Below are 11903 nucleotides of genomic sequence, written 5' to 3'. Positions count from 1 at the left end.
TGGGGACCTCGGTCCGCGGGCCCCGGGGGGGGGGGTCGACCGGGCGGGGCTGCGCGTGCTGCCCGACTGCCCGCCGCAGCGGTCAGTCGCGGAGCCCAGGCGGGCGTCAGGGGTCAGGGCCAGGACGGCTCCCTGCGCGGGACGACCACCACCTCCGGCACCGAGCTCCCGCCGGGCACGGCGAGGGCGTACATCACCGTGTCGGCGACGACGTCGGGGCTCTGGAGCATCGAGACGTCCGTGTCCGGGAACCGGTCCATGATGAAGGCGGTCTCCATGCCGCCCGCGATGATCCCGGTGATCCCGATGCCCAGGCAGTCCCGCTGCGCCTCCTTGAAGAGGGTGTGCGTGAAGGCGCGCAGGCCCGACTTGCTCGCCGAGTACGGGCCCGCCTCCGTCCAGGTGCGGTTGGCGGCGGTGGAGAGGATGTTCACGATGTGGCCGCCGCCCCGGGCCACCATGCGGCGGTAGGACTCCAGGCACAGGTACATCGGGCCCAGCAGGTTGGTCGTCACCACCCGGGTCACCTCGTCGGCCGTCAGGTGCTCGGCGGACTTCGAGACGTCCACCGCGGCGCAGTTCACGAGGATGTCGAGCTCCTGCGCGGCCCCGTCCAGGCCGCGGAAGACCTCCGCGATCTGTGCGGGCTCCCGGACGTCCAGTCCCACGTAGCGGGCCCGTCCGCCGCGCGCCGTGACGTCCCCGCACAGCTCCTGCGCGAGGTCCTGCCGTACGTCGGCCACGAGCACCGAGGCCCCGGCCGTCGCGAGCCGGCGGGAGATCGCGGCGCCCAGGCCGCGCGCCCCACCGGTCACCAGGGCCTGCTTGCCGCGCAGGTCGAGCGGCGCCGAGCTGTCCATCGCGGTCACCCGCCTTTCGTCGGTCCACGGGCCGCCGGACGGGCGCGGGCGCGCCTCGGCCGTGACTGGCCCTGGCCCTCCACTCTTGCCCGGCGGAGCCCGGCGGGCACTCCGGGTTAGGCCACTTGCGCCGCCACCGGCGGGGCGGTCCGCGGGGCGGGTGTGAGCAAGCCCACCCGAAGTCCAACCCGTCTGCTGCGCCGTGGGTTTGGGGATCGGCGGGGCCCGGGTGAGCGCGGTCACGTACGCCTCGCGCAGCGGGTCTGCCAGCATGGTCGGATGGGATGATTCCGCCGCACCCGCCCGGGCCGACCGGGGCGGGTGCCCGCCGTGCTGCGAGCCGGATCCGCCCGTTCCCCGACTGCCCTGTCCCCGCCCCGCTCCCCGGTACCCCTGTGTCCTTCACCCCTTCCGCCGTGCCCTCAGCCGTGCCTTCGACCGGCGTGCCCTCGACCCGCCTGCCCTCGACCGCTGAGTCCTCGACCGCTGCGCCCGCGCCGCGCCCCGACCGCTCGCCCTGGCGTTCCCTGCGCCACCGCGGCATGCGGTGGTGGACCGCCGCCAACTTCGTCTCCAACGTGGGCACCTGGACCCAGCTGACGGTGCAGAACCTGCTGGTCCTGCAGATCACCGGCTCCGCCGCCGTCACCGGCCTGTCCGTGTCCCTCCAGGCGGCACCCGGACTGCTGCTCGGACTGGCCGGGGGATCGCTCGTCGACCGCTGGTCCCACAAGGCGACCGCCGCCGTCTGCCAGGCCCTGCTGGGTGCGGTGGCCCTGGTCACCTGCCTCCTGGTCGCCTTCGACCGGCTGGACCTGCCGGTGCTCATGGGCCTCGCCGTGGTCACCGGCGTGATCGCCACCGTCGACGGACCGGCCTGCTCCCTCCTCGGCAACGGTCTGGTCCCGCCGCAGGACGTGCCGTCGGCCATCGGGGTCGGCTCGCTCGTGCACAGCGCGGGACGGCTCGTCGGCGCAGCCTTGGCCGGTGTGACCGTCGCCGCGTTCGGCACGGCCGCCGCGTACGCCGTCAACGGCCTGTCGTTCCTGGTCGTCGCCGCGGTGATCCCCTTCCTGCGCCCGGCCCCGGGCTCGGAGCCGCCCCTCCCGCAGGTGCCCGCCCGGAAGGCCTCCGCCGCGAAGGCGGCCGCGGCCGCGCCGGAACCGGCGGGCGGCATGCGGGCCGGCCTGGTCCACTTCATGGGCCGGCCCCGACTGGTGGCCCTCGCGGTCCTGAACGGCATCAGCGCCCTGTTCGGCCGGAACTACTCCCTCACCCTCGTGGTGCTGGTCACGGGACCGCTCGCCGGTGACGCCGCCTCCTTCTCCGGGGTGTCCACGATGCTGGCCGCGGGCGGGATCGTCGGCGCCGTCCTCGGGGCCCGGCTGCGGCGCCCGCGCGTCAGCCTGGTCGCCGTCCTCACCGTTGCCGGAGCGCTGCTCCAGGTCCTGGCGGGCCTGACGCCCTCGCTGGCACTGCTGCTCGTCCTCGTGCTGCCGATGGCCGTCGCGGAGTCCGTGGGCGACACCGCCCAGTCGACCCTGCTGCAGACCGACCCCCCGGCCCGGCTGCGCGGCCGGGTGCTCGGCGCCTGGTCCACCGTCCGCACCGGCTGGGGCCTGGCCGCCCCGCCGACGCTGGGCCTGCTGATGGAGCTCCTCGGCGTACGGGCGGCCCTCGTCGTCGGCGGCCTCGTGATCGCCCTGGCGGTGGGCGCCGGAGCCCTCACCCACCGCCGCCGCACCCTCCGCCCGACACCGCTGGGCGCGGTCGCCCCGTCCGGAACCCCGGAGCTGGTCCCGGCCGCCTGACCCGCCCGCCCCCAACGCCGGGCCGCGGCCTGGAGCAGCGCCCGCACCGGTGCCGGTGCCGTACAGCAGCCGACGCGGCCACCGCTGACGCGCAGGCGCCGGAGCCACTGGTCCCGGCCGCCGCCCAGCCCGGCCCCGCGCCACGGACCGCGGGCTGGGGGAGCTCCGCAAGCCGCCGCCGGCGCCGGCACTTCGAGGACGGAGTCGCAGTGCCGGAGGCCGGCTCGGGCCGTGCCCGTACGGTTGCCGGCGCCTCGGGGAGGGAGCCGCACAGCAGCTGTGCGGCGGGGGCCGGGCGTGCCGGTTTCGGAGCCACTCGTGGCGGCCGCCGCCTGACCAGGCCGACACCCGGGGCTGCACCTCAGCGCCGGGCCGCGGGCTCGAGCGGCGCGCCCGTACGAACGCCGGCACCAAGGGCTGACGCGCTCGTCAGCGGGGCTTGGAGGACCGGCAGGCGGTATCGCGCCAACGCCGGAGCCATCGGTCTCGGCCCCGGCGACAGGGGCGCATCGCAGCGCGCGGCCGCGAGCTCGGGCAGCACCCGTACCGCCCACGCACGCCTCGGGCCGCAGCTCAGGGGCGGGTCGGCGGGGCGGGCAGGGTTCGTACTGCTGCCAGGACCTCGGCGACGGATACGCGCAGGAGCCGGGCGTCCGGGACGCGGCCGTGGGCGTCGCCCGGGCGCAGGGGGTCGTCGGCCGGGTCGGGGTGCCACAGCACACGGTGCGGACCGCCCGGTGGCGGCCCCCACAGCCGCGGCGCCACCGGCCCGAACAGCACGACGGACGGCGTCCCCAGAGCCGAGGCCAGGTGGGCGACGCCGCTGTCCCCGGCCACCACGCACCGGGCGTGCGCCACGACGGCCGCCAGGCGGCCGAAGGACAGGTCCCGCACACCCCCCACCACCGCCCCGGGACCCAGTCCGGCGTACTCGGCCACCCGGCGGGCCAGCGGCCCCTCGCCCCGCCCGGCGACGATCACCACCCGGTGGCCGTCCGCGGCCAGGGCCCGGCCCACCGCGGCGAACCGTTCGGCCGGCCAGCGGCGGGCCGCGGCGTCGGCGCCGGGGTGCAGCACCACCGCACCAGGGGCCGGGGAGGCCTCCGCGGGCGCCGGCAGCGACAGGTCCCCGGGGTCGGCGTGGAGCCCGTACCAGCGCAGCAGACGGCACCACCGGTCGCGCTCGTGCTCGTCGGCGCGCCAGCGCGGACCCGCAGCGCCGGGCGGCGCGAACACGAACATCCGGCGCGGCCGCAGCCCGGCCAGCAGCAGCCGGGACGGCGGCCCGCAGCCGTGCAGGTCCACGGCGAGGTCGGGCGGCGGCCCCGTCCAGGGCAGGGCGTCGGGCACGCCCCGTCCGGGCGCGTGCGCCGGCAGCAGCCGGTCCACGGCGCCGATGGCGCGGACCGCCTCCGCGAGCCGTTCGGGAGCGGCGAGCACCAGCTCGTGCCCGGGCAGGGCAGCGCGCAGCGCCCGCAGGGCGGGTACGGCGGTCAGCAGGTCCCCGAGCCCGAGGGCCCGGAGCACGGCGACGGTGGGCCGACTGCCACCCCGCCGACCGCGGGCATCGCCGGGCGGCTCCGCGGCCGGGCCGCCCGCGACGGGGTCGGGCCCCGGGGCCGGTGGCCCGGTCCGGCGCAGCGGTGCGGGAGCGCCCCGTCCTGGCATGCCGCGGACGCGGCCCGGCGGGTGCGCGGCCGGGTCCGGTGGTACGGGGATGGGATCCGGGGCCGGGGCGGCCGTGGTGCGGTGGGCCGGTGGCGCGGTCCGGGGCAGCGCTGCGGCAGCGCCCTGCCCCGGCGTGCCGCGGCGGCCGCCGTCCGCGGCCGGGCCGGCCGCGACGGGGGCGGGCCCCACGGCGGGGATCGCCGTGGCGGGGCGGGGTGGTGGTCCCTTCCGTGGCAGCGCCGGGGACATGTGCGGTCCGCGCGCGCCTTGGCCGCGGTCGGCCGGGTCCGGGGTCATGGGGCTGCGGTCTCGGACTCGGGGGTGCGCGGAGTCGAGGCGCGGGCCGCCCGGCGGGCCAGGCCGGTCGTGGAACGGCCGTCGAGGTACGGCAGGACGACGGCCTGCCCGCCCCACGTCCGCACCCGGGCCGCTTCGGGCAGATCGTCGACCGCGTAGTCGCCGCCCTTGACCCAGATGTCGGGCCGCAGCAGGTCCAGCACCTCCGCCGGAGTGTCCTCCTCGAAGGAGATCACCGCATCCACGCTGCCCAGCGCCTGCAGCACGCGCGTACGGTCGGCCAGCGGGGTGAGGGGCCGGCCCGGCCCCTTCAGCCGGGTCACCGACGCGTCGGAGTTCAGGCACACCACGAGGCAGTCGCCGATGCGCCGGGCGCTCTCCAGCAGGCCGACGTGGCCGGCGTGCAGCAGGTCGAAGCAGCCTCCGGTCGCCACGACGGTGCCGCCGCGCGCCCGGACCTCCCGGACCAGCGTCAGCGCGTCGGCGCGGTCGGGGAGTGCGGGCGCCGGGCTCGGCCGCCGCCACAGCGACAGGCCCGAGGCACCTCCGCCCGCGACGAACGCGGCCGCCTCGGTCACCGCGTGCCACACCGCCTCCTCCGGCAGGGCGCCGTCCGCGAGGGCGGCGGCGGTGTGGGCGGCGAAGCAGTCGCCGGCCCCGCAGGTGTCCCCGTACGCCCGGAAAGGGGCCGGGACCAGCAGCGGCGCGTCGGCGTGCGGCCGGGTCAGCAGCGCGCCGCGCTCGCCCAGGGTGACCGCCACCGAGGCGGCCTCCCACCGGCCGGCCAGCAGGGCGCCGCGCCGGGCGTACGCCCCGAGGGAGCCGCTGTTGCCCTCCTCGGGGCACAGGGCACGGGCCTCCGCGGCGTTGGGCGTGACCAGGCGGGCACCGGGCACCGGCGGACCGCCGCGCGGATGGGGGTCCCAGACCAGCGGGCCCCGCCGCGCGGCCTGTTCCAGCAGGGGCCGCAGCGCGTCCGCGGTGCCCCGGCCGTAGTCCGCGACGAGGACGGTGTGCGCGGCCGCGAGCAGCTGCGCGCACTCCTCGGTGGGCTGCCCGGCCCGCCCGCCGCCGCGGTCGATGCGCACCAGCGGCCGCCCGCCGGCCAGGACCCGCGTCTTGACCGGCAGCGTGCCGGCCAGGGGCAGTTCCACCAGCCGGACCCGGCCGCGCAGGGCCTCGCGGACCCGGCGGCTCGCGCCGTCCCGGCCGAGCGCGGTGACCAGGACCACCTCGCGCCCGGCCCGGGCGGCCAGCGCCGCGGCGAGCCCGGCGCCACCCGGCCGGGAGCGGTCCGCGGTGACGTCGACCACGGGGACGGGCGCGTCCGGTGCGAGCCGGTCGGCCCCGCCCTCGATGTCCCGGTCGAGGAGGACGTCGCCCACGACGACCAGGGGTGCGGTTGCGGTCACGGCGTCCTCCCGTATGCGGCGGGAACCGCGCCGGCCGGCCCGGCCGGTGCGGATCCGCGGTCCACCACCTCGTCGAACGCCTCGCAGAGCAGGTGCACGGCGACCAAGTGCGCCTCCTGCACGGTGGCCGTGGCCTCGGCGTCGATGCACAGCGCCTCGTGGGCGGCCCGGGCCAGCGGGTTCGGCGCGCGGCCGGTCAGGGCCCACACCCGCAGGCCCTGGTCACGGGCCGTCGTCGCGGCCGACAGCAGGTTGTCGCTGCGCCCGGAGGTCGACAGGAGCAGCACGACGTCGCCCGGCCGCCCGTGCGCGGCCACCTGCCGGGCGAACACGTGGTCGTAGCCGTAGTCGTTGCCGATGGCGGTGACGCTGGACGTCTCGGCGTGCAGCGCGATGGCGGAGAAGGGCGGCCGCTCCCGCCGGTACCGGCCGACCAGTTCGGCGGTGAGGTGCTGGGCCTGGGCCGCACTGCCGCCGTTGCCCGCGGCCAGGATCCGGCCTCCCGCGGGCAGGGCCCGCGCCAGCTCGCAGGCCCACCGTTCGAGCAGGTCGGCGCCGTCGCGGCACATCCGCTCCAGGGCCGAGTGCAGGGAGGAGCAGTGGGCCCACAGGCCCGGCCGGGGAGGGGAGCCGCGGGGAGCGGAGCCGGGGCCTTCGGTTCCGGTGTGCCCGGAGCCGGGCCGCTCGGAGTCGGAGGAGGTCCCGGAGGACGTGTACGGAGAGGGGTAAGGGGAGGGGTACGGGGAGGGATACGGGTTCATGGTGTCGGCCGGCCCGCGCTGAGGCGGACGGCCCCACCTCCTTCGGGAAGCGGTCGCGGTACGGGTTCAGGCGGGCGCGGGGCGCCGCGAGCGGGCGGCGGATGCGGCGGCGTACGGGCGGTCGGCGAGCACCGACAGGTACGACCGCTCGGTGGCGGACGCGACGCGGTCCCAGCCGTAGCGGCCGAGGGCCCGGCGCCGCGCGGCTGCCCCGTACGCCGCCCTCAGCCCGGGGTCGGCCAGCAGGACGGACACCGCGCGGGCCAGGGCCTCGGCGTCGCCGGGCGGCACCAGCAGCCCCGTCTCCCCGTGGACGACGGTGTCCAGCTGCCCGCCGACGGCGCTGGCCACGACCGGCCGGCCGCAGGCCATCGCCTCCAGCGGCACGATGCCGAACGGCTCGTAGTCCGCGGGGCAGAGCACCACGTCGGCGCTGCGCAGCACGGCCGGCACGTCCTCGCCGCATAGCCCGCCGAGGAAGCGGACCCGGTCGGCCACCCCCGCCCGGCGGGCCAGCTCGCGCAGCCGCAGCGCCTCGGGGTCCGCCTCCAGGTGCTCGGCGGGCGGCCCGCCGGCGATGAGGAGTTCGGCGTCCGGCAGCCGGGTCAGGGCGGCGATGGACACCGCGGCGCCCTTGCGGGGGACCAGCCGGCCCAGCTGGAGCAGCCGGTACGGCTGACGGCGCCCCAGCCGGGCGGTGGGCCCGTCCGGCCGGAACCGCAGGGGGTCCACGCCGCACGGCACCACGTCGGCCCGGCCCGCGGGAATGCCCATCCGGACCAGCTCGCCGACCTCGTCGCGGCAGGTCGCGAGCACCCGGTCGCAGCGCAGCCCGATGTCGCGCTCGCAGGGGATCCGCTGCCCCGGACTGGTGTCGGCAGCGCCCAGGTGGCGCCGCTTGACGCTCCCGAGGGCGTGGTAGGTGTGCAGCAGCGGGACCCCCAGGTCCCCGACCGCGGCCAGGGAGGCCACCCCCGACATCCAGAAGTGCGAGTGGGCCACGTCCGGTGGTCGGGCACGCCACTCGGCCCGCAGCCACGCGCCGAACGCGCCCATGTGCGGGAGCAGGTCGTCCTTGGGCAGCGGCTCCGGCGGCCCGGCCGGCACGTGGTGGACCCGTACGCCGGGGCGCAGCTCCGTCGTGTCGGGCAGCTCGCGCGCGTCGCGCCGCGTGTACACCGCCACCCGGTGGCCGCGGTCCGCCAACGCACCCGCCAGACAGGCGACGTGGACGTTCTGGCCGCCCGCGTCGACCGTGCCGAGTGCGGCCAGCGGGCTCGCGTGTTCGGAGACCAGGGCGACCGACAGCGGCCGGGGGCGGGGCGAGTGGGCGGTTGACGTCATGACCGTACCTCCGTCAGCAGGAGCTCCCAGTCGGACAGGAAGCGTTTGAGGCCGTACCGGTCGAGCGCGGCCGATCGGGCCCGGGAGCCGTCCTCCGCGGCGGCCTCCGGCTCGTTCAGGTAGTACCGGGCCGCCCGGGCCAGCTCCTCGGGCCGGGTGGACAGGACTCCGGCCCCGGGCGGTACGGCCTCCACCGCCTCCGTGGTGGCCAGCGCCACCACCGGCATGCCGAGGTGCATGGCCTCCAGCAGCGACAGCCCGAGGGAGGTCCAGCGCACCGGGTGCAGGTACAGGCGCCGTTCGGCCATGGCCGGGTGCAGCGAGCCCTGCGGCAGGTCCCGGCCCCGGCAGCGGTCCTCGCCGAGGCCCAGGTGCGCGGCGAGGCCCTCGGTGCGCATCCCGAACACGTCCAGCGGCGCCGCTTCGGAGAGGGCCGGCAGCAGGTCGGTGCCGGTGTACCGGCCCCGCCGCACCGGGTCGTTGACCACCACCGCGGCCCGGGGCAGCCGGCCGGTGTACCGGTGGCCGGGATCGACGATCCCGTGCTCGATCACCCGGGTGCGGGTGCTCCCGTTGTCCCAGAACAGCCGGTTGAAGTGGGTGACGTGGACGAGGGTGACGTCGTCGCGGTCGGCCGCCGGGTGCCGGGTGCGGGGCACCTCGCCGTCGGGCGTGTTGTGCTCCAGGTAGACGGCCGGCAGGTCGCGCCCCGGCCGGCGGCCCCCCAGCCACCGTTCGGCGAGCAGCCACTCGTGGGGGCGCTGCAGCACCACCACGTCGACCGGGGCGGCCGCCAGCTGCTCGGGCGTCACCTCCACGACCGAGTCGGGCCAGTCGAAGGTACGGGCGCGGCCGAGGCCGTCCGGGCCGCGGTCCGCGGTCACGGGCACCAGGTAGGTGTGCGGGCCCTGCACGAACGCGGTGGTCCACGATCCGTGCACGTGCCACAGCAGGATGTTCACGTCGCTGCTCCTCGGTCGTCGGCATGGGCCCGGCCGGCGGCGCCATCGAGGAGCGCGGACACGGCCGCGAGGACCTCCTCGTCCGGAACGGAGTCCAGGCAGGGGTGCCCCGGCACGGGACACGTCCGGGCCCGGGTGGCGGCGCAGGCGGCACGCTGGTCGCCGAGCAGGACGTGCGCGACGCCGTACGGGCGCCAGCGCTCGGCAGGCACCACCGGGGCGAAGAGGCACGCCACGGGCGTGCCCACGGCGGAGGCCAGGTGCGCGGGACCGGTGTTGCCGGTCACCACCGCCTGGGCGCCGGCCAGCACGCCCGCCAGTTCGCCGAGGTCCCGGGTGCCGCCGCCGAGGTCGAGCGCATGGCGTCCGGCCACCCGGGCGGTCAGCTCCCGCTCCGCGGGGCCGCCGGTGACCACCACGCGGTGTCCGGCGCGGTGCAGTGCGGCGACCGCTCCGGCGGCCCGTCCGGGGCTCCACGCCCGGGCCGGGACCGCGGCCCCCGGGTGCACGACCAGGTACGGATCGGGCCCGGTCAGGCGGACGGTCTCGGGGGGCTCCAGGATCCGCAGCGCACCGTCGTCCCCGGCGGGCAGCGGGAAGCCGAAGTCCCGGGCCAGGTCCAGGGCGGCCTCGGCCTCGTGGCGGCCGGCCCGCCTCCGGTGGCGCAGCGCCAGCAGGGAGCCGGGGTAGTCGGTGCAGTCGGCCGCGACCTCCCCGATCCCGGCCAGCGCCAGCAGCAGGGCCGCCGGCAGCGGGCTCTGGTGGTGCGAGACCAAGATCAGCGCGCGGTCGAACCGCTCGGCGGCCAAGGCGTCCAGCAGCAGGTCGCACTCCTCTCGCGAGGTGCGCGGCGGCGTGAAACCCACCCAGGCGGCGTCGTGGACGTAGATCCGCTGCACGCCGGGCAGCAGCGCGGCCGCCGGAGCGCCCTGGGGCCCGCACAGCAGGGCCGTGTACGAGGACCCGGCCGCCACCGCCCGGACGGCGGGCCCGGCCAGGAGCACGTCCCCGGCGCTGTCGAGGCGCACGACGAGGGTCCGGGGGGCCGTCACCCCCGCCCACCTCCCGGGTCCGCGGCCGGGCCGGACGCGCCGTCCCGGGCGAGCGTGAGGGCGAGCCGTACGCCGGCCAGCAGATCGGGGGCGGTGTGCCGGGCCGCGACCACCTCCTCGGAGCGCGTGGCGCCGGTGGGCACCAGCACCGCCCCGGCGCCCGCCGCCCGGGCGGCGGCCACATCGGCCCCGATGTCGCCGATGACCACCGCCCGCCGCGGGTCGGCGCCCAGGGCGGCGCAGGCCGCGAGGACCAGGCCGGGCAGGGGCTTGCGGCAGCCGCAGCCCTCGTCCGGGCGGTGGGGGCACACGGCCCACAGGCCGAGCGGGCCGAGCAGGGCGTCCACCCGGTCGGCGACCGCCCGCACCTGACGCCGGGTCAGCACCCCGCGTCCGACCCCCGACTGGTTGCTGACCACCGCCACGGGTACGCCGAGCCCCCGCAGGAGGGCCACGGCCTCGCGCGCGGTGGGCATGGCCCGGACGCGGCCCGGGTCGCCGTTGTAGGGGACGTCCTCGACGAGCGTGCCGTCCCGGTCGAACAGGACCGCCGACGGCAGCGCGCCCCGTACGGAGGCCGCGCCGGGCGCCGGTGCGTCCGTACTGCGGTCGGCCGCCCGACCGCGCCACAGCCAGGGGCCGCGGGGCCGCCAGGCTCCGGCGGTCCCCGCCGGGCGCGGGACGGCGCGGGGCGTCACTGCGCACCTGCCGGGGCCGCGGCCGACTCCCGACCGGCCGCGGACGGGGCCGGCGGGGGAGCGGCCGGCGCGGTGGCCCGCACCCGCCGGTGCGCGGCCAGCCCGCGCACCCAGTGCCAGGTGGCGGCGGGCGGTATGAGCAGGCTGGTCACGGCCATGGTGAGGACCTCGCCGCGGGTACGCGGTCCGGGCGCGATCCTGGCCGAGGCGAACTCGGCGGTCCCGACCAGCCAGGCCCCGGCCCACCAGGCGGCGGCGCGCCCGCGACCGAGCAGCGCGCAGGCCGCCGAGGCGCAGGCGGCGGCCGTCACCGCCAGATGGCCGGGCCGCCGGCCCAGCGGGGCACCCGCCCGGGCCCGCCAGCCGCGGCCGTGGAGCCGGTCCATCAGGACGTCGTCGGCGTTGCCGGCCTGGGTGCGCACCGAGACCCAGCGGTCCGCGGGCCGGACCGGATGGCGGGTGCGGCGCGCGCCCTCGGCCAGGCTCCAGCCGCCGGCGAGCAGGCGCAGCGCGAGGTCGGCGTCCTCCCGGAAGGCCCGCGGGAAGCGCTCGTCGAACCCGCCGGCCGCCTCCAGCGCCCCGGTGCGGACGGCCATGTCGGCGGTGATCCAGCGTGCGGTGGCCAGGCCCGCGGTGCACCGCTCCCAGTCGGTGGGCCGCCGGTCGGCGGGCAGCGGCACCTCGATCCGCGCGGCGACCGCGGCGGTCGCGGGGCCGGCGGCCGCGAGGTCGCGGGCCAGCTCCGCACCCCAGTCGGGGCCGGGCACCACGTCGTCGTCGAGGAAGACGATCCAGGGGACGTCGCCCGCGGCGCACCAGCCCGCGTTGCGGGCGGCGGCCGGGCCGCGGGCCGCGCCCGGCACCACGACGGTCAGCGGACGCAGCGCGGCGGGTATCTCCAGCGGCGGGACCGACCCGCCGGGTCCCGGCCGGTCGTGCACGACGACCACCCGGCAGGGGCCCGGCCCGCGCGTGCCCGCGAGCGCCTCCAGGCAGGCCCGCAGCTGCGGGCGGCCGACGGTGGGCACGACCACGGCG

The 11903-nt window shown here is 78.6% G+C and carries 10 protein-coding genes; 1 reads left to right on the top strand and 9 read right to left on the bottom strand.

What is annotated here, in order from left to right; all coding sequences use genetic code 11:
• Positions 1 to 113 precede the first annotated feature (113 nt).
• Complete coding sequence (locus ABZ924_RS22130) at positions 114 to 860, bottom strand: SDR family oxidoreductase (RefSeq protein WP_361912299.1); 747 nt, start codon at positions 858 to 860, stop codon at positions 114 to 116.
• Positions 861 to 1303: 443 nt separating this feature from the next.
• Here ABZ924_RS22130 and ABZ924_RS22125 point away from each other — a divergent pair, with 443 nt between their 5' ends.
• Complete coding sequence (locus tag ABZ924_RS22125) at positions 1304 to 2671, top strand: MFS transporter (RefSeq protein WP_361912296.1); 1368 nt, start codon at positions 1304 to 1306, stop codon at positions 2669 to 2671.
• A gap of 573 nt (positions 2672 to 3244) precedes the next feature.
• On the opposite strand, the gene ABZ924_RS22120 is transcribed toward ABZ924_RS22125, so the two are convergent.
• From ABZ924_RS22120 to ABZ924_RS22085, 8 genes are all read right to left on the bottom strand, one after another.
• Positions 3245 to 4528 (bottom strand): glycosyltransferase family 9 protein, encoded by a 1284-nt coding sequence (locus ABZ924_RS22120; protein ID WP_361912293.1) that lies wholly within the window; start codon positions 4526 to 4528, stop codon positions 3245 to 3247.
• Between the two features lie 104 nt (positions 4529 to 4632).
• Positions 4633 to 6048 carry a D-glycero-beta-D-manno-heptose 1-phosphate adenylyltransferase gene (gene rfaE2, locus ABZ924_RS22115; protein ID WP_361912290.1) on the bottom strand — a complete coding sequence of 472 codons (1416 nt, stop codon included), beginning with the start codon at positions 6046 to 6048 and terminating at the stop codon, positions 4633 to 4635.
• Positions 6045 to 6809, bottom strand: a complete 765-nt coding sequence (locus ABZ924_RS22110; RefSeq protein WP_361912288.1) for an SIS domain-containing protein — start codon at positions 6807 to 6809, stop codon at positions 6045 to 6047. The genes rfaE2 and ABZ924_RS22110 overlap by 4 nt, the downstream gene beginning before the upstream one ends.
• A gap of 66 nt (positions 6810 to 6875) precedes the next feature.
• On the bottom strand, positions 6876 to 8153 hold the full coding sequence (locus ABZ924_RS22105; RefSeq protein WP_361912285.1) for a glycosyltransferase: 1278 nt from the start codon (positions 8151 to 8153) through the stop codon (positions 6876 to 6878).
• A complete protein-coding gene (locus ABZ924_RS22100) occupies positions 8150 to 9115 on the bottom strand; it encodes a glycosyltransferase (protein ID WP_361912282.1) in 966 nt (321 codons plus the stop codon). Before ABZ924_RS22100 ends, ABZ924_RS22105 begins: the two co-directional genes overlap by 4 nt.
• Positions 9112 to 10167 (bottom strand): glycosyltransferase family 9 protein, encoded by a 1056-nt coding sequence (locus ABZ924_RS22095; protein ID WP_361912279.1) that lies wholly within the window; start codon positions 10165 to 10167, stop codon positions 9112 to 9114. The genes ABZ924_RS22100 and ABZ924_RS22095 overlap by 4 nt, the downstream gene beginning before the upstream one ends.
• On the bottom strand, positions 10164 to 10727 hold the full coding sequence (locus ABZ924_RS22090; RefSeq protein ID WP_361912305.1) for an HAD family hydrolase: 564 nt from the start codon (positions 10725 to 10727) through the stop codon (positions 10164 to 10166). The genes ABZ924_RS22095 and ABZ924_RS22090 overlap by 4 nt, the downstream gene beginning before the upstream one ends.
• 134 nt (positions 10728 to 10861) lie before the next feature.
• On the bottom strand, positions 10862 to 11893 hold the full coding sequence (locus tag ABZ924_RS22085) for a glycosyltransferase (RefSeq protein WP_361912276.1): 1032 nt from the start codon (positions 11891 to 11893) through the stop codon (positions 10862 to 10864).
• Positions 11894 to 11903 lie beyond the last annotated feature (10 nt).

The organism is Streptomyces sp. NPDC046876, from assembly GCF_040645035.1.
Taxonomy (GTDB): domain Bacteria; phylum Actinomycetota; class Actinomycetes; order Streptomycetales; family Streptomycetaceae; genus Streptomyces.
The sequence above is the reverse complement of the archived record's forward strand: the minus strand, read 5'-3'. Positions and strand labels throughout refer to the sequence as shown.

Bases quoted from the DNA above. Each gene is read 5' to 3' on its own strand.
- ABZ924_RS22130 (WP_361912299.1), bottom strand. From the start codon at position 860: ATGGACAGCTCGGCGCCGCTCGACCTGCGCGGCAAGCAGGCCCTGGTG.
- ABZ924_RS22105 (WP_361912285.1), bottom strand. From the start codon at position 8,153: ATGACGTCAACCGCCCACTCGCCCCGCCCCCGGCCGCTGTCGGTCGCC.
- ABZ924_RS22110 (WP_361912288.1), bottom strand. From the start codon at position 6,809: ATGAACCCGTATCCCTCCCCGTACCCCTCCCCTTACCCCTCTCCGTAC.